Here is a 25,109-nt window from a genome sequence, read left to right as displayed (position 1 = left end):
ATTATGATCCGACTTCAGAACCTCACTCTACAGCGCGGGCCCCAGCGACTGCTGGAAGGCGCCGAGCTGACCCTGCATCCCGGCCAGAAGGCCGGCCTGGTCGGTGCCAACGGTGCCGGCAAATCCACACTCTTCGCCCTGCTGCGTGGCGAGCTGGTGCCCGATGGTGGCGACTGCCAGCTGCCGCCGGACTGGCGCATCGCGCACATGCGCCAGGAGATCGAGACCCTCGAGCGCCTGGCGGTGGACTATGTGCTCGATGGCGATGTTGAGCTGCGGCGCATCCAGACCGAACTGGCTGCCGCCGAGCAGGCCCATGATGGCAACGCCCTGGCGCGCCTGCACACCGAACTGGACAACGCCGACGGCTACAGCGCCGATGCGCGGGCGCGCAAGCTGCTCGCCGGGCTGGGCTTTTCCAATGAGCAGATGGTGCTGCCGGTCGGCAGCTTTTCCGGCGGCTGGCGCATGCGTCTGAACCTGGCGCAGGCGCTGATGTGCCCGTCAGACCTCCTGCTGCTGGACGAACCGACCAACCACCTGGATCTGGATGCGATCCTCTGGCTGGAGGACTGGCTCAAGGGCTACCCCGGCACGCTGCTGCTGATTTCCCACGACCGCGACTTTCTCGATGCGGTGGTCGACCACGTCATCCACCTGGAGCAGCGCAAGCTGACCCTCTATCGCGGCGGCTACTCGGCGTTCGAACGCACCCGCGCCGAGCGTCTGGCCCAGCAGCAGCAGGCCTACGAGAAGCAGCAGGCGCAGCGCGCGCACATGGAAAGCTTCATCCGCCGATTCAAGGCCAAGGCGACCAAGGCGCGCCAGGCACAGAGCCGGATCAAGGCGCTGGAGCGGCTGGAAGAGCTGGCCCCGGCGCACGTGGATTCGCCGTTCGACTTTCGTTTCCGCGAAGCGGACAAGGTCTCCAGTCCGTTGCTGGATCTGGCCGAGGGCCGCCTCGGCTATGGCGACAAGCTGGTTCTGGACAAGGTCAAGCTGCAGCTGGTGCCTGGCGCGCGGATCGGCCTGCTGGGTCCCAACGGTGCCGGCAAGTCGACCTTGATCAAGACGCTCTCCGGCGAGCTTTCGCCCCTCGGCGGCCGCCTGCAGCGCGGCGAGAACCTGGTGGTCGGCTACTTCGCCCAGCATCAGCTCGACTCGCTCGACCCCAAGGCCAGCCCGCTGCTGCACCTGCAGCGCATCGCCGCCAACGAGCGCGAGCAGACCCTGCGCGATTTCCTCGGCGGCTTCGATTTCCGCAGCGATCGTTGCGACGAGCCGGTGTTGAACTTCTCCGGTGGCGAGAAGGCGCGCCTGGCGCTGGCGCTTATCGCCTGGGGCAAGCCCAACCTGCTGCTGCTCGACGAGCCGACCAACCATCTGGATCTGGAGATGCGCCTGGCGCTGACCCTGGCGCTGCAGGACTTCGAAGGCGCGGTGCTGGTGGTGTCCCACGATCGGCATCTGCTCAAGAGCACCACCGACGAGTTCCTGCTGGTGGCAGACGGCCGGGTGCAGGACTTCGACGGCGATCTCGAGGATTACGCGCGCTGGCTGGTGGACTACCGTGCGCGGCAGCAGCCGGCTGTTGCCGCTGAAGCGATCGCCGACAAGACCGACAAGCGCGCCCAGCGCCAGGCCGCCGCCGCGCTGCGCCAGCAGCTGGCACCACACAAGCGCCAGGCTGACAAGCTGGAGAAGGACCTGGCTGGCGTGCACGAAAAGCTGGCCGCCCTGGAAACGCGACTCGGCGACAGTGCACTCTACGAAGCGGCGCGCAAGGACGAGCTGCGCCAGTTGCTGGCCCAGCAGGCCGAGCTCAAGGTTCGTGAAGGCGAGCTGGAGGAGGCCTGGCTGGAGGCACTGGAAACCCTGGAAGCCTTGCAGGCGCAGCTGGAGGCCAGCGCATGAGCGAACCCTGGCTGACCCTGGTCGAGGAATGGCGCCTGCAATGGATGCTGGGCTTGCAGGTATTGCTGATCCTGCTGGTGGCTTACGTGCTGCAACGGCTGGTGGTACGCGGTCTGACGCGGGTTTCGTCGCGCTATCCGCTGCCGCCGGAGTTGCTGATCCCGGTGCGCGGCGGCATCCGCTGGTTCATCATCGGCGGCGCGCTGATCATGGTGCTGGAGCGCTTCGGGGTGTCCGCCACGGTGCTCTGGACGGCCATTTCCGGTTTCGTCGCGGTAGCCGCGATCGCCTTCTTCGCCATCTGGAGCGTGCTGTCCAACCTGCTGTGTGCGGTGCTGATCCTGACTGTCGGGCCGTTCCGTCTGGGAGATGTGGTGGAAATCGTCGAGGCGTTCGACAAGCCGATCGTCAAAGGGCGTGTCATCGATATCAACCTGCTCTATACCACCCTGGAAGAAGTGGCCGAGCCGGTTACCGGGGCTATCGTCCAGGTGCCCAACAGCCTGTTCTTCCAGAAAGCCGTGCGCCGCTGGCGTGGTGCCGACGTCCAGCTCTTCAACCGTAATCTCAACGAGTAGAACACCATCATGGAATGGCTCGGCAACCCGGAAATCTGGGTCGCGTTTCTGACGCTGACTGCCCTGGAAATCGTCCTGGGCATCGACAACATCATCTTCATCTCCATTCTGGTCAGCCGCCTGCCCAAGGAACAGCAGCCCAAGGCGCGCTTCTTCGGCCTGGCGCTGGCGATGGGCACACGCATCCTGCTGTTGCTGTCGATCGCCTGGGTGATGCGTCTGACCAACGACCTGTTCACGGTCCTGGGGGAGGGCGTATCGGGGCGTGACCTGATCCTGTTCTTCGGCGGCCTGTTCCTGCTGTTCAAGAGCACCCTGGAAATCTGGCACAGCGTCGAAGGCGAGGAGGAAGAACAGACCGCCGGCGGCGCGGCCAAGGCGGGTTTCGTTGGCATCATCCTGCAGATCGCAGTGATCGACATCGTCTTCTCGCTGGATTCGGTGATCACCGCGGTAGGCCTGGTGCAGCATGTGCCGGTGATGGTCGCGGCAATCGTGATCGCGGTGCTGGTGATGATGGTTTCGGCCGGGACCATCGCCGATTTCATCGACAAGCATCCGACGCTGAAGATTCTCGCGCTGTCGTTCCTCATCGTCGTCGGCACGCTGCTGATCGCCGAAGCCTTCGATGTGCACGTGCCCAAGGGCTACGTCTACTTCGCCATGGCTTTCTCGCTCGGCGTCGAGGCGCTGAACATCCGCATGCGCAAGGCCATGAAGCGCAAGCTCAAGGAACCGGTGAAGCTGGGCAAGGGCTCGCCGGACTGAACCCACGCGTCTGAAACGGAGGGCATCACGATGACACTGGAAACCTGGCTCGCATTCTTTGTCGCCTGTTGGGTGATCAGCCTGTCGCCGGGCGCCGGGGCCATCGCGTCGATGTCCTGCGGCTTGCAGTACGGCTTCTGGCGCGGCTACTGGAACGCCATCGGCTTGCAGCTGGCGCTGGTACTGCAGATTGCCGTGGTCGCCGCCGGCGTCGGCGCGGTGCTGGCCACCTCGGAACTGGCGTTCGGCCTGATCAAGTGGTTCGGCGTCTGCTACCTGCTCTGGCTGGCCTGGAAGCAATGGCAGGCGCAGCCCGAAGCGCTGGATGATTCGGCGGCGCCGCGGCCCATCGGCCGGCCGCTGAGCCTGGTCTTGCGTGGCTTCCTGGTCAATGCCAGCAACCCCAAGGCGATCGTCTTCATTCTTGCGGTGCTGCCGCAGTTCCTCGATCCGCAGCGGCCGCTGCTGCTGCAGTACAGCGAGATGGCCGCGACCATGGTGGTGGTCGATCTGGTGGTCATGGCCGGCTACACCGGGCTTGCCGCCAAGGTGTTGCGCCTGCTGCGTACGCCGCGTCAGCAGCGCCTGGTCAACCGCAGCTTTGCCACCATGTTCGCCGGGGCGGCGGCCCTGCTGGCGACCGTTCGGCGCGCCGCGGCATGAGCGAGGCGGTTCCGATGCGCGTATGGATCGACGCCGATGCCTGCCCGCGCGCAGCCAAGGATCAGGTGATCAAGTTCGCCCTCAAGCGCAAGTTCGAGGTGCTGCTGGTCGCCGGGCAGAGCCAGGTCAAGCCGGCATTCGCCTGCGTGCGCCTGATCGTCGTGCCGAGCGGGCCGGATGCCGCGGACGACTATCTGGTCGAGCATGCCGAGCCCGGTGACCTGGTGATCTGCAGCGACGTGCCACTGGCCGACCGGCTGGTGAAGAAGGGGGTCGCCGCGCTCGACCCGCGCGGGCGCGAGTTCGACGAGCGCAACATGGGCGAGCGCCTGGCAGTGCGCAACCTGTTCACCGATCTGCGGGATCAGGGGCAGGTGGGTGGCGGCCAGGCGGCTTACGGCGAGCGTGACCGTCAGACGTTCGCCAATGCGCTGGACCGACTGCTTACGCGGTTGTCACGGTCGCAGTGAGTGGCCGCTCGGCCAGCCAGTCGCGCAGCGCCGGTAACGGCAGCGGCCGGCTGTAGTAGTAACCCTGGATGAAGTCGCAGCCGTTTTCGCGCAGATAATCGAGCTGCACTGCCTCTTCCACCCCTTCGGCCACCACCTTCAAACCCAGCTTGTGCGCCATGGCGATGATCGCTGCGGTGATGGCGCGGTCGTTGGCCTGCTCGGCAATTTCCCGAACGAACGCACGGTCGACCTTGAGCGTATCGACCGGCAGCTGACGCAGGTAGGTCAGCGAGGAATAGCCGCTGCCGAAGTCATCGATCGAAACCTTCACGCCCAGCTCGCGCACCGCGTCCAGCGTGCGGATCGCCGCGCCGAGGCTGTTCATCAGGGCGTTCTCGGTGACTTCCACGGTCAGCCGCGCGGGCTCCAGCCCCGTGCGTTCGAGGATCCGCGCAACCACCGCGGGCATCTGCGGGTTGGACAGGTTGAGCGCCGAGCAGTTGACCGCCATGCGCAGATCGTGGCCTCCCTCCAGCAGCCCGACCAGGTCGGCGCAGGCGCGGCGCGCCACCCAGGTGTCCAGCTCGGCGACGAAGCCATGCTGTTCGGCCAGCCCGACGAAACGCTCCGGACTGATGAACCCCTGCTGCGGATGCTGCCAGCGCACCAGCGCTTCGAGGCTTACCGGGCGCCCGCTGCGGCCGTCGACGATGGGCTGGTAGTGCACGCTGAGCAGGTTCTCGTTCAGCGCTCGGCGCAGGTCCTGCTCCAGCGACAGGTCCTCCTGGGCGCGCAGTTCCAGTGCCGGATTGAAGCGCAGGCTGCGGTTGCGGCCGCTGACCTTGCACTGCCCGACGGCCAGGCCGGCGTGACGGAACAGGGCATCGAAGTTGAGGCCGTCCTCGGGGTACTGGCTGATGCCGATGCTGGCTGTCAGGCGCAGTTGGGTGTCGCCCAGGACGAACGGCGGGCGCAGCTGGTCGAGGATCCGCTCGGCGGTCGCCTGGGCATGCTCCCAGGCGCCCAGGGTGAGCACGCAGAACTCGTCGCCGGAGAAGCGCGCCAGCATGTCGTGCTGACCGAGCACCGCGCGAATGCGTTGCGCCGCCTGTTGCAGTGCTAGGTCGCCGCTGCGGTGACCGAGGCTGTCGTTGATGCGTTTGAAGTTGTCCAGGTCCACCACCAGCACCGCCAGTGCCTGGCGCTCCTCGCGTGCGGCCAGCACCTGGGTGACCATCTCGGTGAAAGCGCGGCCGTTGAAAAGGTTGGTCAGTGGGTCGTAGTGGGTCATGGCGTTGAGCTGGTGCTCGGCCAGATCGAGCGCCTCGCGCTGCTCGCTGAAGCGCTGTTCGGCCCAGCTCGCAGCGATGCCGGTGACGATCACCAGCAGGGCTACCAAGCCGATCGCCGAGGCGAGGGCGCCCTGGCCGGTGTGGCTGCCGAATGGCGCGGCGTGCTCCACGAGACCGGCGGGGACAGCCAGGGTCAGCGCGTGCATGCCGGTGTAGTGCATGGAGACGATTGCCGCACCCATCACCAGGCTGCATAGCAGGCGCTGCCAGCGCTGATGGCGGCTCTGGCTGGTGCGAAAATGAAAGCCCAGTACCAGCGCGGCGATGGAAGCGCCAATGGCAATCAGCACCGAGGCGGCAAACGCCAGCGGCGCGTAGTACAGCGTGGCCAGCGAACGGATCGCGGCCATCCCGGTGTAGTGCATCGCCGCAATGCCGATGCCGGCAGCGGTTCCGGCCAGGGCATACTGCGCCACGCTCAGGTGATCGCGGCCGAGCACGCGCATCACCACGTAGGACACCGCCACGGCGATCAGTAGCGAAAGGGCGGTGATGCCGTGCTCGTAGCGAATGTCCAGCGGCGCGCGGAAGGCCAGCATGCCGATGAAATGCATCGACCAGATACCGCCTCCCAGGGCGAAGGCGCCGACCCAGCGCCATAGCTCGCGCCCGCGCGGGCTGCTGCTGCGGCTGACCCGCTTGGCCAGGGCCAGGGCGGTGAAGGCCGCGGCGCTGGCGATCAGATAGGAGAGCACGACCAGCATCGGGTCGTGGCTATGCCCGAGCAGGGCAACCTGGTCGGCGGGCAGGTCGGAAAACAGCAGTCTGGACACGCGGCGGCACTCGAACTGTCGGGCGTCCTGCCTCGTGGAGATGATGGCTCATGGCCATGTTCGGCAGAGTGTACGAGAGCGCACCCCGGCCGCCAATCTCCTATCGGCCGTTCAGCCGCAAAGATAAGTGCCGGTGCCCACGGCGATCAGCGTGTCCGATTCGTTGTGCAGCTCCGAACGCACCACCGCGACCTTGTTGCCCGAGCGCAGCAGGGTCGCGCTGGCAGTGAAGCGCGTACCGCGGCCGGGGCGCAGATAGTCGATGCGCAGGTCGATGGTGCCGAGGCGGGACAGGCGGGCGGCGCGTTCCTGCATGGTCAGGTGACGATGCTTGTCGAAGGCGCCCAGCATCGCCATGGCGCCACCGGCGACGTCGAGCAACGAGGCGATCACGCCGCCGTGGAGGATGCCATGGACGAAGTTGCCGACCAGCTCGGGCTTCATTGGCAGGTGCATCACCACCCGCGACGTGGATATCTCATCGAGCTCGATGCCCAGGGCCTGGTTGAAGGGGATGCGCTCGAACATCTGGCGTACCGCCTGGGCCTGCTCGGCGAGCAGCGCATCGTCATGGTTCATGGTCGGCATTCCTGAAAAGGGTCGGACCAAACTGCCCGAGGTCGTCCGGGCTGAACAGGTCGACGGCAAGAGCACCCGCGGCTTTGGCGACTTTCGCGCAAAAAAATCCCGGGTTGCCCCGGGATTACGGTCTGTTCGAAGACTCAGTCCTCGGTGGTCATCTCCAGCACTCGGTCGACCAGCTTGTAGATGCCGGACGCCGCTTCACTGATGGACTGCGCCAGCATGTAGGCCGGAGTAGTGACCAGGCGGTGCTGCTTGTCCACCACGATGTCGCTGACCTCGCAGGCCTGGTGGCTGGCTCCCATCTGGCCGACCGCCTTGGCGGCGTCGGCGTCGTCGCTGCCGAGGGTGCAGATCACGCCGGCGCCGAAGATCTCCGCGGCCATGGTCGGCGCGATGCACATCATGCCGACCGGCTTGCGCGCCTCGGCGAAGGCCTTGACCAGCGCCACCACGTCCGGCAGGGCCTTGCTGTTCGCACCTTCGGTGGCGAAGGTGGAGAGGTTCTTCGCGGCACCGAAGCCGCCAGGCATGATCAGCGCGTCGAAATCCTCGGCGCGTGCGTCGCGCAGATCCTTGATTTCGCCACGGGCCAGGCGTGCCGATTCGGTCAGTACGTTGCGCGATTCCGGCATTTCCTCGCCAGTCAGGTGGTTGATCACGTGCATCTGCGCAATGTTCGGTGCGAAGCACTGTACCTTGACGCCGCGCTGGTCCAGGCGCAGCAGGGTGATGACGCTCTCATAGATCTCCGAGCCGTCGTAGACGCCACAGCCGGATAGGATCACGGCGACTTTCTTGTTCATAGCGATACTCCTGGTCAGTTTCAACGGCCCTGGGGTGGGCGCTGCGGATGGGCTCGATGCTAATACCTGGGGCGGTTCCAGGTAAGCCCCGCATGCTGGTTTGGATTCGCCTGACCCGCCGGTGTTCATTGCCGCAGGTCTGGCACGCGACTTTGCGCCCGCTCAAAGCACTGGCAGTCGTGGGCGGGGCTGGCGACAATGGGACAATTTCGCTGGTCCGGCGGCATGGCGTTGTCATCATTTCGTCATGCGCCGGGCCTATAAAACGTCATATTCGCCCGTTTTGCGGGCCAGGAGTCCGTTGTGAGTTTCGTTCCTGCCAGCCGGTTGTTCCCTGCCACTCGCCTGCGTCGCAACCGTCGCGATGAGTTTTCCCGCCGCCTAGTGCGTGAGAACGTGCTGACGGTCGATGACCTGATCCTCCCGGTGTTCGTGCTCGATGGCGAGAACCGTCGCGAAGCCGTGCCGTCGATGCCCGGCGTCGAGCGGCTGTCCATCGACCTGCTGCTCGAGGAGGCCGAGGAACTGGTGGCGCTGGGCATCCCGGCACTGGCGCTGTTCCCGGTGACACCGCTGGAGAAGAAATCCCTGGATGCCGCCGAAGCCTGGAATCCGGACGGTATTGCCCAACGTGCCACCCGTGCGCTGCGTGCGCGCTTCCCGGAGCTGGGCATCATCACCGACGTCGCCCTCGATCCGTTCACCACTCACGGTCAGGACGGCATCCTCGACGACAACGGCTACGTACAGAACGACGTCACCGTCGATGCGCTGGTCAAGCAGGCGCTCTCCCATGCCGAGGCCGGTGCTCAGGTGGTCGCGCCGTCGGACATGATGGATGGCCGCATTCAGGCGATCCGCGAGGCGCTGGAAGTGGCCGAGCACCACAACGTGCGCATCATGGCCTATTCGGCCAAGTACGCCAGTGCCTACTACGGCCCGTTCCGCGATGCGGTGGGTTCAGCGGCGAATCTCGGCAAGAGCAACAAGAACACCTACCAGATGGACCCGGCCAACGGCGACGAGGCACTTCACGAGGTGGGCGCGGACCTGGCCGAAGGCGCCGACATGGTCATGGTCAAGCCCGGCCTGCCGTACTTGGACATCGTCTGGCGGGTAAAGGAGGCTTTCAAGGCGCCGACCTTCGTCTATCAGGTCAGCGGCGAGTACGCCATGCACATGGCTGCCATCCAGAACGGCTGGCTGAGCGAGGCCGTCATTCTTGAGTCTTTGGTCGGCTTCAAGCGCGCCGGGGCCGATGGCATCCTCACTTACTTCGCCAAGCAGGCGGCACAACAATTAAAACGGGGCCAGTGAGCTCTTTTCGAGGCAAAGCGATGATCAACCAGGGACTCAGCGAAAAGGATCTGCAGGACGCCGTCGTCAGCGAGGCGCTGGAGGTGGTCGAGCCGGAAGCGGTAGCGGTGCCTTCCGCGCCGCCGGAAGTCGTCGAGGAGGCGCCGGTCGCACCGGTGACCAATCTGGATGACAGCGCGCTGTACATCCACCGCGAGCTTTCCCAGCTGCAGTTCAATATCCGCGTGCTGGAGCAGGCGCTGGACGAGTCCTATCCGCTGCTGGAACGGCTGAAGTTCCTGTTGATCTTCTCCAGCAACCTCGACGAGTTCTTCGAGATTCGCGTGGCCGGGTTGAAGAAGCGCGTCACCTTCGCCCGCGAGCAGGCCGGCGCCGATGGTCTGCAGCCGCATCAGGCGCTGGCACGCATTTCCGAGCTGGTGCATGAACAGGTCGACCGCCAGTACGCGATCCTCAACGACGTGCTGTTGCCGGCGCTTGCCGAACATCAGATCCGCTTCATCCGCCGCCGGCACTGGACGGCCAAGCTCAAGACCTGGGTGCGTCGCTATTTCCGCGACGAGATCGCACCGATCGTCACGCCCATCGGGCTTGACCCGACCCATCCGTTTCCGCTGCTGGTGAACAAGAGCCTGAACTTCATCGTCGAGCTGGAGGGCGTCGATGCCTTCGGTCGCGACTCCGGTCTGGCGATCATTCCGGCGCCACGTCTGTTGCCGCGGGTGATCCGCGTGCCGGAGTCGGTCGGCGGTGCGGGCGACAACTTCGTCTTCCTCTCCTCGATGATCCACGCGCACGCCGACGATCTGTTCCATGGCATGCGGGTCAAGGGCTGCTACCAGTTCCGCCTCACTCGTAACGCCGACCTTTCGGTGGACACCGAGGACGTCGAGGACCTGGCCCGTGCGCTGCGTGGCGAGCTGATCTCCCGTCGTTACGGCGACGCCGTGCGTCTCGAGGTGGCCGACACCTGTCCGCAACACCTGGCGGACTTCCTGCTCAAGCAATTCAGCCTCGGCGAGAGCGAGATGTATCGGGTCAACGGCCCGGTCAACCTGACCCGGCTGTTCAGCATCACCGGCCTGGATAGCCACCCGGAGCTGCAATACAGCCCGTTCACCCCGTCGATTCCGAAGCTCCTGCAGAACAGCGACAAGATCTTCAGCGTGATCAACAAACAGGACATCCTGCTGCTGCACCCCTTCGAGTCGTTCACGCCGGTGGTCGACCTGCTGCGCGAGGCCGCCAAGGACCCCTGCGTGCTGGCGATCAAGCAGACGCTGTACCGCTCCGGCGCCAACTCCGAGATCGTCGACGCGCTGGTGGATGCAGCACGCAGCGGCAAGGAGGTCACTGCGGTGATCGAACTGCGCGCCCGCTTCGACGAGGAATCCAACCTGCAGCTGGCCAGCCGCCTGCAGCAGGCCGGCGCGGTGGTGATCTACGGCGTGGTCGGCTACAAGACCCACGCCAAGATGATGCTGATCCTGCGTCGCGAGAACGGCGAGCTTTGCCGCTACGCGCACCTGGGCACCGGCAACTACCACGCGGCCAACGCGCGGCTGTACACCGACTACAGCCTGCTGACCTCGGACGACGCGCTCTGCGAGGACGTCTCCAAGCTGTTCAGCCAGCTGATCGGCATGGGCAAGACCATGCGCATGAAGAAGCTGCTGCACGCGCCCTTCACGCTGAAGAAGACGCTGCTCGACCTGATCACCCAGGAGACCCAGCATGCGGCCGAGGGCCGGCCGGCGCACATCATCCTGAAGATCAACGCACTGACCGATCCGAAGATGATCAAGGCGCTATACAAGGCCAGCCAGACCGGCGTGCGTGTGGACCTCATCGTGCGCGGCATGTGCTGCCTGCGGCCTGGCATCGCCGGGGTCTCGCACAACATTCATGTGCGCTCGATCATCGGTCGCTTCCTCGAGCACAGCCGGGTGTTCTACTTCCAGAACGATGGCGACGAGAAACTCTATCTCTCCAGTGCGGACTGGATGGAGCGCAATCTCGATCGGCGGGTGGAAACCTGCTTCCCGGTCGAGAGCAAGAAGCTGGTGACGCGGGTGAAGAAAGAGCTGGAGGGCTTCCTCAGCGACAACACCCAGAGCTGGATCCTGCAGCCTGACGGCAGCTACGTGCGCAACAGCCCGACCGGCAACCAGAACGCGCGCAACGTGCAGAGCACCTTGCTCGAGCGTCTCACCGGACCGCAGGTCGGGACGCGTTGAGTTCGGACTGGCTGCCGGTTGACTGAATGAACAAGGGCCCCAGCGGGCCCTTGTTTCATTTCATGCGCAGGTCGTAGCCCACCCGCGCGAGCCAGGCGGCTTCGGCCTCGAAGTCGGCGCGGGTCAGCGGGTTGGCGTTCAGCCAGTCGGTCGGGAAGATCAGTTCCAGGCTGCGCTCGTCGGCCTTCAGTTGCACGTCGGAGACGGCATTGGCGCCGCGGATGTGGTGGAACAGGATCGCGAAGCGCAACAGGATGCACAGACGAACCAGGGCGTCGGCGTCGGCCCCGGTTTCACCGAACTTGTCCTGCGGAATATTGCGCCGGTGGCCGCGCACCAGCAGCGCCAGCATGAGCTGGTCCTGCCGCGAGAAGCCGGGCAGGTCGGAGTGCTCGATCAGATAGGCGCCGTGCTTGTGGTAGTGATAGTGGGCGATGTCCAGACCCACTTCATGCACGCGCGCGGCCCAGGCGAGCAGCTCGCGGTGCCAGTCCTGATCCAGGTTCCAGGCTTCGGCCACCTGGTCGAAGGCCTCCAGCGCCTTGGCTTCGACCCGTGCGGCCTGCTCCATGTCGACGTGATAACGCTCCATCAGGAAGCTCAGCGAGCGATCGCGAATGTCCTCGTCGTGATGGCGGCCCAGCAGGTCGTAGAGCACGCCTTCACGCAGCGCGCCTTCGGAGTGGGTCATGCTGCTGATCTCGAGGGCATCGAAGATCGCCTCCAGAATCGCCAGGCCCGCCGGGAATACTCCGCGGCGGTCCGGCTTGACGCCGTCGATATCGATCTTCTCCACGTCACCGAGCTTGAACAGCTTGCGCTTGAGCCAGCCGATACCTTCGGCGTTGACCTCACCGTTGCCGAAACCACCGCTCTTGATCGCCAGACCGACGGCGCGAATGGTGCCGGACGCGCCGATGGATTCCTGCCAGCCAAGCCGGCGCAGGCCGTGTTCGATACCCATCAATTCGACGCGTGCCGCCGTGTAGGCCTGGGCGTAGCGCGCCGGGGTGATCTTGCCGTCGCGGAAGAAGCGCTGGGTATAGCTCACGCAGCCCATCTGCAGGCTTTCACGCAGCTGCGACTCGAAGCCTTCGCCGATGATGAACTCGGTGCTGCCGCCGCCGATGTCGGCGACCAGGCGCCGGCCCTGACTGGCCGGAACGGTATGTGACACGCCGAGGTAGATCAGGCGCGCCTCTTCGCGGCCGGAAATGACTTCCACCTGATGGTTGATGATCTCTTCGGCGCGGCGAATGAAGGTGGCGCGGTTGCGCGCCTCGCGCAGGGCATTGGTACCGACGATGCGTACCGCGCCCTGGGGCAGGTGGTTGACCATCTGCGCGAAGCGCCGCAGGCAGTCCAGGCCACGCTGCATGGCGGCCTCGTCGAGCAGGCGGTTCTCGTCGATGCCGGCAGCCAGCTGCACCTTTTCGCCGAGTCGTTCGAGGATGCGCATTTCACCGTTGCTGGTGCGCGCGAGCACCATGTGAAAACTGTTCGAGCCCAGATCCAGGGCGGCGATCATGGGAAAGGATTCAGCGGTGTTCTGGCGCATTGGGCGGTCTCGATGCAAAACCCCGACATCCTGACACGATCGACCCCATCCGCCAACGCAGTCATCGCCGCAGCGGCCTGCTCCGGACGGGCGCTCGTCGGCCGCCGACCGGTCTGCAGCTTTCGGTCCGCACGCAGTAGGGCTATGATGGCGACCTTTCCGTTCCGACCCTGGAGAAAATCCATGAGCGACTACATCAACAATGTCAGCGACAGCAGCTTCGAGCAGGACGTCCTCCAGGCCGACGGTCCCGTGCTGGTTGACTACTGGGCCGAGTGGTGTGGCCCCTGCAAGATGATCGCGCCGGTACTCGACGAGATCGCCAAGGACTATGAGGGCCGTCTGAAGGTCTGCAAGCTGAACATCGACGAGAACCAGGAAACCCCGCCGAAGTACGGCGTGCGCGGTATCCCGACCCTGATGCTGTTCAAGAACGGCAACGTCGAAGCGACCAAGGTCGGTGCGCTGTCCAAATCGCAGCTGGCCGCCTTCCTCGACAGCAACATCTGAGTACGACGAAGATCGCCTCCAAAGCCTTCGCAGATGCGGGGGCTTTTTTCATCTGCAGGGTGGACGCTTCGCCTGCACGGTGCTAAATTCGGCCACGCGACGCTTTCTTCCGTCGCCCTCTGCATGCCGTCGCCGACGCACTTCAGCCTCATAAAGCACAACGAACCTCGTTCGTCTCCTGCTGCGCGGCTTCTCAAGCTAATCGCTTTCTACATCCTTCCTGATCTCTTTCTATGAATCTGACTGAACTCAAGCAAAAGCCCATCACCGAACTGCTGGAAATGGCCGAACAGATGGGCATCGACAACATGGCCCGTTCGCGCAAGCAGGACGTGATTTTCTCCCTGCTGAAAAAGCACGCGAAAAGCGGCGAGGAAATCTCCGGTGACGGCGTGCTGGAGATTCTCCAGGACGGTTTCGGCTTCCTGCGCTCCGCGGATTCTTCCTATCTGGCCGGCCCGGACGACATCTATGTGTCGCCCAGCCAGATCCGTCGCTTCAACCTGCGTACCGGCGACACCATCGTCGGCAAGATCCGCCCGCCGAAGGAAGGCGAGCGCTACTTCGCCCTGCTCAAGGTCGACTCGATCAACTACGATCGGCCGGAAAACGCGAAGAACAAGATTCTCTTCGAGAACCTGACCCCGCTGTTCCCCAACGAGCGCCTGAAGATGGAGGCCGGCAACGGCTCCACCGAAGACCTCACCGGTCGCGTGATCGACCTCTGCGCACCGATTGGCAAGGGTCAGCGCGGCCTGATCGTCGCGCCGCCGAAGGCGGGCAAGACGATCATGCTGCAGAACATCGCCAGCAACATCACCCGCAACAACCCCGAGTGCCACCTGATCGTCCTGCTGATCGACGAGCGCCCGGAAGAAGTGACCGAGATGCAGCGCACTGTGCGCGGCGAAGTGGTGGCCTCCACCTTTGACGAGCCGCCGACCCGCCACGTGCAGGTCGCTGAGATGGTGATCGAGAAGGCCAAGCGCCTGGTCGAGCACAAGAAGGATGTGGTCATCCTGCTCGACTCCATCACTCGCCTGGCGCGTGCCTACAACACCGTGATCCCGAGCTCCGGCAAGGTACTCACCGGTGGTGTCGACGCCCACGCGCTGGAGAAGCCCAAGCGTTTCTTCGGCGCCGCGCGCAACATCGAGGAGGGCGGCTCGCTGACCATCCTCGCCACCGCGCTGGTGGAAACCGGCTCGAAGATGGACGAGGTGATCTACGAGGAATTCAAGGGCACCGGTAACCTGGAGCTGCAACTGGACCGCCGCATCGCTGAAAAGCGTGTGTTCCCGGCCATCAACATCAACCGCTCCGGCACCCGCCGCGAGGAGTTGCTGACCGCCGAGGACGAGCTGCAGCGCATCTGGATCCTGCGCAAGCTGCTGCATCCGATGGACGAGATCGCCGCCATCGAGTTCCTGCTCGACAAGCTCAAGGACACCAAGACCAACGACGAATTCTTCATGTCCATGAAGCGCAAGTAAGCGATTCGTTGTTGCCAACAAGGCCGGGGAAACCCGGCCTTTGTCTGTCTGCAGGTTTTGGAAAACCCGGCGCTGGCGCTAAACTCTGCGCCCCGACCTGCCGGCCCATGCGAGGCTCAAGCATGCAGTATCGCGATCTGCGCGACTTTATCAGCGGCCTGGAAAAACGTGGTGAGCTCAAGCGCGTCACGGCTGCTGTGTCTCCCGTCCTGGAAATGACCGAAATCTGTGACCGCACCTTGCGCAGGCAAGGCCCGGCACTGCTCTTCGAAAATCCGACCGGCTTCGATATGCCGGTGCTGGGCAATCTGTTCGGCACGCCGGGACGGGTGGCACTGGGCATGGGCGCCGAGGATGTCTCCGAGCTGCGCGAGATCGGCAAACTGCTGGCCTTTCTCAAGGAGCCGGAGCCGCCGAAGGGGCTGAAGGACGCCTGGAGCAAGCTGCCGATCTACAAGAAGGTCATCAGCATGGCGCCCAAGGTGCTCAAGGATGCGCCCTGTCAGGAAGTGATCGTCGAGGGCGACGACGTCGACCTGACGAAGATTCCGGTGCAGCACTGCTGGCCGGGGGACGCCGCGCCGCTGATCACCTGGGGCCTGACCATCACCAAGGGGCCGAACAAGGAACGGCAGAACCTCGGCATCTACCGTCAGCAGGTGATCGGCCGTAACAAGGTCATCATGCGCTGGCTGAGCCACCGCGGCGGAGCGCTGGATTTCCGCGAGTGGTGCGAGAAGTACCCTGATCGACCCTACCCGGTAGCGGTGGCGCTGGGTGCCGATCCGGCAACCATTCTCGGCGCGGTCACGCCGGTGCCCGATACGCTCTCCGAGTACGCCTTCGCCGGCCTGCTGCGCGGCTCGCGCACCGAGCTGGTCAAGGCCATCGGCTCCGAACTGCAGGTGCCGGCCTATGCCGAGATCGTCCTCGAAGGGCATATCCATCCCGGCGAGATGGCCGATGAGGGGCCCTACGGCGATCACACTGGCTACTACAACGAGGTGGACCGCTTCCCGGTGTTCACCGTCGAGCGCATCACCCACCGCAAGAATCCGATCTACCACAGCACCTATACCGGGCGTCCGCCGGATGAGCCGGCGATTCTCGGTGTGGCGCTGAACGAGGTGTTCGTGCCGATCCTGCAAAAGCAGTTCCCGGAGATCGTCGACTTCTATCTGCCGCCGGAAGGCTGCTCCTACCGCATGGCGGTGGTGACGATGAAGAAGCAGTATCCCGGCCACGCCAAGCGGGTGATGCTCGGCGTGTGGAGCTTTCTCCGGCAGTTCATGTACACCAAGTTCGTCATTGTCACCGATGACGACATCAATGCCCGCGACTGGAACGACGTGATCTGGGCCATCACCACGCGCATGGACCCCAAGCGCGACACGGTGATGATCGACAACACGCCGATCGACTACCTGGATTTCGCTTCACCGATCTCCGGGCTGGGCTCGAAGATGGGCCTGGATGCGACACACAAGTGGCCGGGCGAGACCAATCGTGAGTGGGGGCGGGCCATCGTCCAGGATCCGGCAGTAAAGCGGCGGGTCGATGAACTCTGGTTGCAGCTGGGTATCGACTGACATAACCGAAGAGGCGGGCCCGAGCCCGTCCGAAGCCTTGGCGGGTTATCCCGTTCACAGAAAAGACGTGCAGATGAAAGTGACCTTGCAGCCCTCCGGCGCCGTGCTCGATGTACGCCCCGGCGAACGCCTCCTCGATGCAGCCAAGCGGCTGGGCTACGAATGCCCGCAGAGCTGCCGCAACGGCAATTGTCATATCTGCGCCTCGCTGCTGGTCGAGGGCAGCGTGCGGCAGGCCGGCGAGGTGCGGGATCATGGCGAGCTGCTGGCCTGCCTGGCCGAACCGCTGGAAGACTGTGTGTTGCTCTGGGATGGCGTGCTGGCACCCGGCGAGCTGCCGGTGCGCGAGCTGAGCTGTCAGATCAGCGGCTACGAGGATGTGGGTGGCGACGTGGTGCGCCTGCGCTTGCGCCTGCCGGCCGGGCGTCAGCCGCGCTACCACGCCGGACAGTACCTGTTGCTGCAGCGCGAGGACGGCGAATGGTCGGCCTTCTCCCTGGCGTCGGCGCCGGGCAGTGGCCGCGAGCTGGAACTGCACGTGCTGGCTCGCGAGGAGTCGGCCGTCGAACTGCTGGCCTTCCTGCGTCGCCAGGGCTTCGCCCGAATCCAGATGCCCTTCGGCGACACGCACCTGGCCGAGCTGCCGGAGGGTCCACTGGTGCTGATCGCCGCCGGTACGGGCATGGCGCAGATGCACAGCCTGATCGAGTACTGCCGGGCTGCCGGTTTCCCGCATCCGGTGCATCTGTACTGGGGTGTGCGGCGGCCGGAGGATTTCTACCGATTGCCGCATTGGGAAGAGTGGCAGGGCATGAGCAATCTGCACCTGCACCGTGTGGTTAGCGACGTCTGCGGCTGGGAAGGGCGCTGCGGCATGCTGCACGAGGCGATTCGCGAGGATTTCAGTGACCTCAAGCCGCTGCATATCTATGCCAGTGGCTCGCCGTCGATGGTGTACGGCACGCTGGATGCGCTGGTGGCCGCGGGGATGGACCCGCATCAGATGCGAGCCGATGTCTTCGCTTATGCGCCCCGGGAAAGCTGAGCGGAGCCTTCCCGCTAACTTAGAAAAACGCCGGGACATGCCCGGCGTTTTATTGTCAGCGCGCTTGCCGTTGCTGCAGTAGTAGATTCTTGTAGCCGCTGGCGGCCAGCGTCTTCTGCGCAGCGTTTAGCTGCTCGCGGCTGCCGAACGGGCCGACCAGCACCCGGTACCAGGGCTCGTCACGTACCTTGACGCTTTCCACCCGCACATCCTGGCCAAGCAGGATGATCTGTGCGCGTACCCGGTCGGCCTCCGCCTGTTGGCGGAACGAGCCGGCCTGCAGGAAGAACTGCGTCACCGGCGCCTTGGCCACGGTCGGTGGCGGCGGTGGCACCTGACCATTGAGCGCGGCCTGGGCGCGAGCCTCGTCGATCTTCGCCGCTTCTTCCGGTGTGACCGGCGCGCTCGGCGGCTCGGGCTGCTTGGCCTCCGGCGGCAGGATCACTTCGGACTCGGGCAGCAGGGTGTAGAAATCATACTTCGGCTTGGGTGGCTGCTCAGTGGCTGGCGTGCGCTTGGGCTGTTCCTTCACGGCGGTCTTGGGTGCTTCCTTGGCGCGTTTGACCTCTTCACCGCCCGGTTCGAGGCTCATCAGGAACATGATGAATCCGCCGATGACCAGGCCGCAGACCAGCCAAATCCAGCCAGGCACGGGCTGCTTGGCCGGCGCCTGGTAACGGCTGGCGCCCCGCTTGGGTGCGGCTTTCTTCCTTGCTGCCACTTACATGCGCTCCAGTGGTTCCAGGCCGAGGAGTTCCAAGCCCTGCTTGAGGGTACGGCCGGTCAAGGCAGCCAGGCGCAGGCGGCTCTGCTTTTGCGCCTCCTGTTCGGCACCGAGAATCGGACAGTGCTCATAGAAGCTGGAGAACAGCCCGGCCAGGTCGTAGAGGTAAGCGCATAGCAGATGCGGTTCGCCTTTCTCGCCGACGCTGTTGAGCACCTCGCCGAACTGGGCGAGTTTGGCGGCCAGGGCGAGTTCCTGCTCGGCGTCCAGTTGGATCTGTCCGCTGATCTCGTCGATACCCTTGCCCAGCTTGCGGAACACACTGGCTACGCGGGTGTAGGCATAGAGCAGGTAAGGTGCGGTGTTGCCTTCGAAGCTCAGCATCAGTTCGAAGTTGAAGCGGTAATCGCTGGTGCGATGCTTGGATAGGTCGGCGTACTTGACCGCGCTGATGCCCACCGCACGGGCGATCTGACGCAGCTCGGCCTCGTCGAGTTCGGGGTTCTTGCCCTTGACCAGGGTATAGGCGCGCTGCTCGGCTTCGTCGAGCAGGTCGATCAGCTTGACCGTGCCACCATCGCGGGTCTTGAACGGGCGGCCGTCGGCGCCATTCATGGTGCCGAAGCCCATGTGCTCCAGCTGCATGCCTTCATGGACGAAGCCTGCGCGGCGGGCCACTTCGAAGGCCATTTGGAAATGCAGGGCCTGGCGCTGATCGACGAAATACAACACGCGATCGGCGTGCAGTTGCTGGCTGCGATAGCGCATGGCGGCCAGGTCGGTGGTGGCGTAGAGATAGCCGCCACCGGCCTTCTGCACGATCACCGGCAGCGGGTTGCCTTCGGCGTTCTTGAATTCATCGAGGAAGACGCACTGGGCGCCATTGTCCTCGGTCAGCAGGCCTTTCTCGCGCAGGGCCTCGACGATGTCCGCCAGGTCGGCGTTGTAGGCACTTTCGCCCTTGACGTCAGCCGGGGTCAGCTTGACGTTGAGGCGGTCATAGATCTTCTGGCAGTGCGACAGCGAGATATCGTTGAAGCGCGTCCAGAGGCTCAGGCACTGGGCATCGCCCGCCTGCAGCTTGACCACCAGCTCACGGGCGCGATCGGCGAACTCGGGCGACTCGTCGAAGCGTTGCTTGGCGGCGCGGTAGAACTGCTCGAGGTCGGCCAGCTCGCTTTCCGCGGCGGCCGGCTTCTCCTCGAGGTAGGCCAGCAGCATGCCGAACTGGGTCCCCCAGTCGCCGACGTGGTTCTGCCGGATCACCTCGTCGCCGAGGAACTCCAGCACCCGGCCCACCGCATCGCCGATGATGGTGGAGCGCAAATGCCCGACATGCATCTCCTTGGCCAGGTTCGGCGAGGACAGGTCGATCACCACACGCTGCTTGGCGCTCGCCTTGTGCACGGCAAGTTGCGCATCGGCCAGCGCGGTTTCGAGGCGCTGGGCCAGGGCGTCGCTGTTCTGAAAGAAGTTGAGAAAGCCGGGGCCGGCGATCTCGACCTTGCTGATCTGCGCGTCCTGGGGCAATGCGGCGATGAGCTTCTCGGCCAGCTCCCGCGGCTTCATGCCGGCCGGCTTGGCCAGCATCATGGCGATGTTGCTGGCGAAGTCGCCGTGACTCTTGTCCTTGGTGTTTTCCACCTGGATCGCAGGCGTCAGTCCCTCCGGCAGCACGCCCTCGCTGGTCAGGCGGACAAGGGCTTGCTGGATCAGGTGGCGAATGCTGTCTTTCATGGTCGGCTCGGTCCGCAGGAAGTGCGCGAAAACCCGGCATTATCGGGGCGTGATGGGGGCGGCTTCAAGCCGTGTGGTTCGCGCTGCCGGAAAGTCATGGTTCCGACGGCATAATCAGAACAGATCGATCGGGTCGACATCCAGGCTCCAGCGCACGGCGCGACCGCCGGGCAGCTGCTCAAGCAGCGGCACCCAGGCATCCATCAGACGATGCAGGGCTGCACGGGCGTTGCCCTGCAGCAGCAACTGCGCCCGGTAGCGCCCGGCGCGACGCTCCATCGGCGCCGGCACCGGACCGAGCAGCTCGATGCCGCTGAGCTGCAGCTGCCCAAACGTCTGCTCCGCCAGCGTGCAGGCTTCGTCGAGAAAGGCCTCGGCCTGGCCGGGCTTCTGCGCTTCGGCCCGCAGCAATGCCAGGTGGCTGAAGGGCGGCAGGCCGGCCGCGCGCCGTTCGGACAGCGCCTGCTCGGCGAACGCGAAATAGCCCTGGTCGGTCAGCTGCACCAGCAGCGGGTGATCGGCCAGGTGCGTTTGAATGATCACCTTGCCCGGCTCCTCCGCGCGTCCGGCGCGCCCGGCGACCTGCACGATCAGCTGAGCCATGCGTTCGCTGGCGCGGAAGTCGGCGGAAAACAGCCCGCCGTCGGCATCGAGAATTGCCACCAGGGTCACCCGGGGAAAATGGTGGCCCTTGGCGAGCATCTGGGTGCCGACCAGCAGGCAGGGGTCGCCACGGTTGATGGTGGTGAACATTTTTTCCATCGCGCCCTTGCGCGCCGTGCTGTCGCGGTCGATGCGCAGCACCGGGTAATCGGGGAACAGGACGCCGAGCCGCTCTTCGGCGCGCTCGGTCCCGGCGCCGACCGGACGCAGGTCCACCTTGCCGCAATCGGGGCAGTTGCGCGGCGGGCGCTCGACATGCCCGCAGTGGTGGCAGCGCAGTTCGTTGTGCCGCTGGTGCAGGGTCATGCGCGCATCGCAGCGTTGGCATTGGCTGAGCCAGCCGCAGTCGTGGCAGAGCAGGGTTGGGGCGAAGCCGCGGCGGTTGAGATAGACCAGTACCTGCTGTCCGGCTGCGAGTGTCTGGCCGATGGCCTGTTGCAGCGGGCCGGATATGCCGGCGTCCAGGGGGCGACTTTTCACATCCAGCCGCAGGAAACGCGGCTGCTGGGCATTGCCGGCGCGCTGGCTTAGCTTGAGTAGCGCATAGCGTCCGCTGTGGGCGTTGTGCAGGCTTTCCAGAGAGGGCGTCGCCGAGCCGAGCACGATCGGCAGGTTTTCCTGGCGAGCACGGACCAGCGCCAGGTCGCGAGCGTGGTAGCGCAGGCCTTCCTGCTGTTTATAGGAAGCGTCATGTTCCTCGTCGATGATGATCAGGCCGGGATTCTTCATCGGCGTGAATAGGGCTGAGCGGGTGCCGATGATGATGTCCGCTTCGCCATCGCGGGCCGCGAGCCAGGCATCGAGCCGCTCGCGGTCGTTGATGTTGGAGTGCAGCAGCGCGATCCGGGCATTGAAACGCTGCTCGAAGCGGGCCAGTGTCTGCGGGCCCAGGTTGATTTCCGGAATCAGCACCAGGGCCTGCTTGCCGGCCGCGAGCACTCGATGGATCAGCTGCAGATAGACCTCGGTCTTGCCGCTGCCGGTGACGCCGGCCAGCAGGAAGGCCTGAAAACCACCAAGGCCGGCGCTGATCGCTTCGAACGCCGCGCGCTGCTGCGCATTCAGCGTCAGCTCGGCCTGCAGCAGCCAGCTGCCGCTGTGCTGTCGCGGCGGACTGGAGCGACGCGATTCGACTCGCACCAGGCCTTTTTCCAGCAGCAGATCGAGGCTGTCCTTGTTCAGCTGCAGTTTGCCCAACAGGGCATGGGGCAGGCCGTGGGCATGCTGCGCGATGATCTTCAGGGTTTCGCGCTGACGCGGAGCGCGCGCCAGTCGGGGATCGTCCGGGTTGGCGCCTTCCGCCAGGCGCCAGTAGCGCTCCAGACGGGCTTCGGCCGGTTCACCCTGGCGCAGCAGGACCGGCAGTGCCCAGCTCAGGGTGTCGCCCAGACTGTGCTGGTAGTACTGGGCGGTCCACAGACAGAGCTTGAACAGGGAGGGCGGCAGCGGCGGCGTGCTGTCCAGCAGCTCGATGGCCGGTCTGAGCTTTTCCAGCGGCACTTCGCTCTGATCGCTCAGCTCTACCAGCACACCGATGACCTCGCGCCGGCCGAACGGCACGCGCAGGCGCATGCCCGGCTGCAATGAGCCGGCAGTTGCGCCGTGCGGTGGCAGGTAGTCGAACAGGCGGCGCAGCGGCGAAGGCAGCGCCAGACGGAGGATGCAGGAAGGCACGCGGTGATCCTTGATATTGAGCGACGATGGTAAACGATCGCGGCGCTCGCCGCCGTCCCATAGCGCGATCCGGGTGGCGGGACGCCGGTCGCCTGCGCTTGCATCACCTTTTTGCTCTGGTATGATTCGCGCCCTACTTCGTGCGGTACTCGACATAGGGTCGGGTGGCGGCACGCAATCCCAGAGGATTCACCATGAAAGCCGATATCCATCCGAACTACGTCGAAATCGAAGCCACCTGCAGCTGTGGCAACGTCATCAAGACCCGCTCCACCCTGGGCAAGAACCTGAACATCGACGTCTGCTCCGAGTGCCACCCGTTCTACACCGGCAAGCAGAAGGTGCTGGATACCGGCGGTCGTATCGATCGCTTCAAGCAGCGTTTCGGTGTGTTCGGCGCCAAGTAAGCCGACACGGCGGGAATCCGATGAGGTTTTCCGAGTACATGAAAAAGGCGTCCCTCGTGGGCGCCTTTTTCGTTTCCATCTTCTGCAACCTGCAGGCCCTTGCGTTCTGTCCCTCGCCCGGGACACTGCCGCTGGTGGGCGTGGCAAAGGTGGTCGATGGCGATACGCTGCGTCTGGTCGATGGGCGAAGCGTGCGCCTGATCGGTATCAACACGCCGGAACTGGGGCGTGATGGGCGCAAGGCCGAGCCGTTCGCCGTGGCGGCGCAGCGCCGGTTGCGCGCGCTGGTCGAGGCCAGCAATGGGCGAGTGGGGCTGGTCCCCGGGCGCGAGTCAAAGGATCGCTACGGTCGTACCCTGGCCCACGCCTATGACGAGCAGGGCCGTAATCTGGAATCGGCCTTGCTGGCCGAGGGCCTTGGCCTGATGGTGGCGATCGCCCCCAATACGGCGCTGGTGGCTTGCCACCGGCGGGCCGAGCAGCAGGCGCGTCAATCTCGCCTGGGTGTCTGGCGCAAGTTGACGCCGCGTTCGACTCGCGCCGTGAGGCAGGGTGGGTTCGCCTTGTTGCAGGGGATGGTCGAGCGGGTCGAGCATAATCGCGGCGGCTACTGGCTGGAGATGGAGGGCCCGCTGGTGGTTCACATTCCGCCGCAGGCGTTCAGTGCCTTCGACCTGGCGCAGTTACCCAGGCTTGCTGGCAAGACGCTCGAACCCAGAGGTTGGCTGGTAGATCGGCGCGGACGGGCTGGGACAGGGCAGGCTCGCTGGATGTTGCGGGTGACCCATCCCGCAATGCTCGGGTTGCCACGCTGACCGGGCAGTCAGTGCTCTACCCGAAAAGTCGTATTGGCCTGGGCTTGACAGCCTGCTCCGCACGTTGGCTTGTGAGCGCGCTCGTTCTTGGCGTATGCTCGACCGCCTGTCTGTCCCAGTAAAAATAAGCGGAAATGCCACATGACTGACCTGAAAACTGCCGCGCTCGAATACCATGCCCAGCCCCGTCCGGGAAAGTTGAGCGTCGAGCTCACCAAGCCGACCGCCACCGCTCGTGACCTTTCTCTGGCCTATAGCCCAGGCGTCGCCGAGCCGGTTCGCGAAATCGCTCGCGATGCGGAGCTGGCTTACCGCTACACCGGCAAGGGCAACCTGGTGGCGGTTATCTCCGATGGCACCGCTATTCTCGGTCTGGGTAATCTCGGTCCGCTGGCTTCCAAGCCGGTAATGGAAGGCAAGGGCGTTCTGTTCAAGCGCTTCGCGGGTGTCGACGTGTTCGACATCGAAGTCGACGCCGAGAGCCCGCAGGCCTTCATCGATACCGTCAAGCGCATCTCGATCACCTTCGGTGGCATCAACCTTGAAGACATCAAGGCGCCGGAGTGTTTCGAGATCGAGCGCGCGCTGATCGAGCAGTGCGACATCCCCGTCTTCCACGACGACCAGCACGGCACCGCCATCGTGACGGCGGCAGGCATGCTCAACGCACTGGAGATCGCCGGCAAGACGCTGGAACAGGCGAAGATCGTCTGCCTTGGTGCCGGCGCTGCCGCTACCTCATGCATGAAGCTGCTGGTCAGCATGGGCGCGAAGATCGAAAACATCTTCATGATCGACCGCAAGGGCGTGATCCACGCCGGCCGCGACGACCTCAACCAGTACAAGGCCGTGTTCGCCCACGAAACCGACAAGCGCACCCTGGATGACGCGCTGGATGGTGCTGATGTCTTCGTCGGCCTGTCGGGTGCCAACCTGCTGAGCCCGGAAGGCCTCAAGCGCATGGCGGCCAATCCGGTCGTTTTCGCTTGCTCCAACCCGGATCCGGAGATCAGTCCTGAGCTGGCACATGCGACCCGTTCGGACGTGATAATGGCGACCGGTCGTTCCGATTACCCGAACCAGGTCAACAACGTCCTCGGCTTCCCGTTCATCTTCCGCGGTGCGCTGGACGTTCGTGCCAAGCGCATCAACGAAGAGATGAAGATCGCCGCCGCGCTGGCTCTTCGTGATCTGGCCAAGCTGCCGGTACCGGCCGAAGTTGCCGCTGCCTATGGTGTGGACAGCCTGGAGTTCGGTCGCGAGTACATCATTCCGAAGCCCATGGATCCGCGTCTGATCACGTTGGTATCGGATGCCGTGGCCAAGGCGGCGATCGAGAGTGGTGTGGCCACGCTGCCATACCCATCGCACTATCCGCTGCAGTCGGTCGGCGATGTGTTCAACGGCTGATTCGCTCTGAAAAAGAAAAACCCCGCCGAGGCGGGGTTTTTT

21 protein-coding genes are annotated in these 25,109 nt (G+C 64.7%); 14 read left to right on the top strand and 7 right to left on the bottom strand.

The features are described 5' to 3' along the window. Positions 1–3: 3 nt before the first annotated feature. The 5 genes from VF716_RS15635 to VF716_RS15615 are packed head-to-tail and all read left to right on the top strand — an operon-like array spanning position 4 to position 4,393. Complete coding sequence (locus VF716_RS15635; protein ID WP_049326246.1) at positions 4–1,914, top strand: ATP-binding cassette domain-containing protein; 1,911 nt, start codon at positions 4–6, stop codon at positions 1,912–1,914. After that, positions 1,911–2,492, top strand: a complete 582-nt coding sequence (locus tag VF716_RS15630; protein WP_045159363.1) for a mechanosensitive ion channel domain-containing protein — start codon at positions 1,911–1,913, stop codon at positions 2,490–2,492. Before VF716_RS15635 ends, VF716_RS15630 begins: the two co-directional genes overlap by 4 nt. Positions 2,493–2,501: 9 nt before the next feature. Beyond that, on the top strand, positions 2,502–3,260 hold the full coding sequence (locus VF716_RS15625; protein WP_125870550.1) for a TerC family protein: 759 nt from the start codon (positions 2,502–2,504) through the stop codon (positions 3,258–3,260). A gap of 30 nt (positions 3,261–3,290) precedes the next feature. Further along, the gene (locus VF716_RS15620) at positions 3,291–3,923 is read left to right on the top strand and encodes a LysE family transporter (RefSeq protein ID WP_011911768.1); all 633 of its coding nucleotides are present in this window, start codon (positions 3,291–3,293) and stop codon (positions 3,921–3,923) included. 14 nt (positions 3,924–3,937) lie between these two features. Beyond that, positions 3,938–4,393 carry a YaiI/YqxD family protein gene (locus VF716_RS15615; protein ID WP_014595692.1) on the top strand — a complete coding sequence of 152 codons (456 nt, stop codon included), beginning with the start codon at positions 3,938–3,940 and terminating at the stop codon, positions 4,391–4,393. On the opposite strand, the gene VF716_RS15610 is transcribed toward VF716_RS15615, so the two are convergent. From VF716_RS15610 to elbB, 3 genes are all read right to left on the bottom strand, one after another. Then, a complete protein-coding gene (locus tag VF716_RS15610; protein WP_440552794.1) occupies positions 4,368–6,500 on the bottom strand; it encodes a putative bifunctional diguanylate cyclase/phosphodiesterase in 2,133 nt (710 codons plus the stop codon). The genes VF716_RS15615 and VF716_RS15610 overlap by 26 nt on opposite strands. A 111-nt stretch (positions 6,501–6,611) precedes the next feature. Next, positions 6,612–7,079 (bottom strand): thioesterase family protein, encoded by a 468-nt coding sequence (locus VF716_RS15605; protein WP_013981640.1) that lies wholly within the window; start codon positions 7,077–7,079, stop codon positions 6,612–6,614. Between the two features lie 143 nt (positions 7,080–7,222). Continuing rightward, positions 7,223–7,888 (bottom strand): isoprenoid biosynthesis glyoxalase ElbB, encoded by a 666-nt coding sequence (gene elbB / locus VF716_RS15600; RefSeq protein ID WP_049326248.1) that lies wholly within the window; start codon positions 7,886–7,888, stop codon positions 7,223–7,225. 303 nt (positions 7,889–8,191) lie between these two features. On the opposite strand from elbB, the gene hemB reads away from it, so the two are divergent. Both hemB and ppk1 read left to right on the top strand, forming a co-directional pair. Further along, positions 8,192–9,205 carry a porphobilinogen synthase gene (gene hemB / locus VF716_RS15595; protein ID WP_011911773.1) on the top strand — a complete coding sequence of 338 codons (1,014 nt, stop codon included), beginning with the start codon at positions 8,192–8,194 and terminating at the stop codon, positions 9,203–9,205. 20 nt (positions 9,206–9,225) lie between these two features. Then, entirely contained in the window at positions 9,226–11,442 is a 2,217-nt protein-coding gene (gene ppk1, locus VF716_RS15590) for a polyphosphate kinase 1 (protein ID WP_125866319.1), read from the top strand. 55 nt (positions 11,443–11,497) lie between these two features. Here ppk1 and ppx read toward each other — a convergent pair whose 3' ends face one another. After that, the gene (ppx, locus tag VF716_RS15585; protein WP_019405690.1) at positions 11,498–13,000 is read right to left on the bottom strand and encodes an exopolyphosphatase; all 1,503 of its coding nucleotides are present in this window, start codon (positions 12,998–13,000) and stop codon (positions 11,498–11,500) included. Positions 13,001–13,183: 183 nt separating this feature from the next. Here ppx and trxA point away from each other — a divergent pair, with 183 nt between their 5' ends. The 4 genes from trxA (at position 13,184) to VF716_RS15565 (ending at position 17,637) form a co-directional block, all read left to right on the top strand. Further along, positions 13,184–13,510, top strand: coding sequence for a thioredoxin TrxA (gene trxA, locus VF716_RS15580; protein WP_013981643.1), 327 nt, complete (start codon positions 13,184–13,186; stop codon positions 13,508–13,510). A gap of 233 nt (positions 13,511–13,743) precedes the next feature. Beyond that, positions 13,744–15,003, top strand: coding sequence for a transcription termination factor Rho (gene rho / locus VF716_RS15575; RefSeq protein WP_011911776.1), 1,260 nt, complete (start codon positions 13,744–13,746; stop codon positions 15,001–15,003). Positions 15,004–15,125: 122 nt separating this feature from the next. Then, positions 15,126–16,592, top strand: coding sequence for a 4-hydroxy-3-polyprenylbenzoate decarboxylase (gene ubiD, locus VF716_RS15570; protein ID WP_440552793.1), 1,467 nt, complete (start codon positions 15,126–15,128; stop codon positions 16,590–16,592). Between the two features lie 73 nt (positions 16,593–16,665). Next, positions 16,666–17,637, top strand: a complete 972-nt coding sequence (locus tag VF716_RS15565) for a CDP-6-deoxy-delta-3,4-glucoseen reductase (RefSeq protein WP_013981645.1) — start codon at positions 16,666–16,668, stop codon at positions 17,635–17,637. Between the two features lie 55 nt (positions 17,638–17,692). Here VF716_RS15565 and VF716_RS15560 read toward each other — a convergent pair whose 3' ends face one another. The 3 genes from VF716_RS15560 to VF716_RS15550 all read right to left on the bottom strand — a co-directional run bounded on the left by VF716_RS15560 (position 17,693) and on the right by VF716_RS15550 (position 22,435). Further along, complete coding sequence (locus VF716_RS15560) at positions 17,693–18,358, bottom strand: SPOR domain-containing protein (protein ID WP_011911779.1); 666 nt, start codon at positions 18,356–18,358, stop codon at positions 17,693–17,695. Further along, positions 18,359–20,098, bottom strand: a complete 1,740-nt coding sequence (gene argS / locus VF716_RS15555) for an arginine--tRNA ligase (protein WP_011911780.1) — start codon at positions 20,096–20,098, stop codon at positions 18,359–18,361. It abuts the gene before it with no gap. Between the two features lie 114 nt (positions 20,099–20,212). Continuing rightward, complete coding sequence (locus tag VF716_RS15550; RefSeq protein ID WP_041755266.1) at positions 20,213–22,435, bottom strand: primosomal protein N'; 2,223 nt, start codon at positions 22,433–22,435, stop codon at positions 20,213–20,215. A gap of 194 nt (positions 22,436–22,629) precedes the next feature. Between VF716_RS15550 and rpmE the strand changes: the two genes are divergently transcribed. The 3 genes from rpmE to VF716_RS15535 all read left to right on the top strand — a co-directional run bounded on the left by rpmE (position 22,630) and on the right by VF716_RS15535 (position 25,067). Continuing rightward, the gene (gene rpmE / locus VF716_RS15545) at positions 22,630–22,842 is read left to right on the top strand and encodes a 50S ribosomal protein L31 (protein WP_003301052.1); all 213 of its coding nucleotides are present in this window, start codon (positions 22,630–22,632) and stop codon (positions 22,840–22,842) included. A 20-nt stretch (positions 22,843–22,862) separates the two neighbouring features. Continuing rightward, positions 22,863–23,657: a thermonuclease family protein gene (locus tag VF716_RS15540; RefSeq protein WP_041755268.1), complete on the top strand. Its 795-nt coding sequence runs from the start codon at positions 22,863–22,865 to the stop codon at positions 23,655–23,657. 141 nt (positions 23,658–23,798) lie between these two features. Further along, on the top strand, positions 23,799–25,067 hold the full coding sequence (locus VF716_RS15535; RefSeq protein ID WP_011911783.1) for a malic enzyme-like NAD(P)-binding protein: 1,269 nt from the start codon (positions 23,799–23,801) through the stop codon (positions 25,065–25,067). Positions 25,068–25,109: the final 42 nt, after the last annotated feature.

The organism is Stutzerimonas sp. Brlt_14 (genome assembly GCF_051948915.1).
GTDB lineage: Bacteria > Pseudomonadota > Gammaproteobacteria > Pseudomonadales > Pseudomonadaceae > Stutzerimonas > Stutzerimonas stutzeri.
The sequence above is the reverse complement of the archived record's forward strand: the minus strand, read 5'-3'. Positions and strand labels throughout refer to the sequence as shown.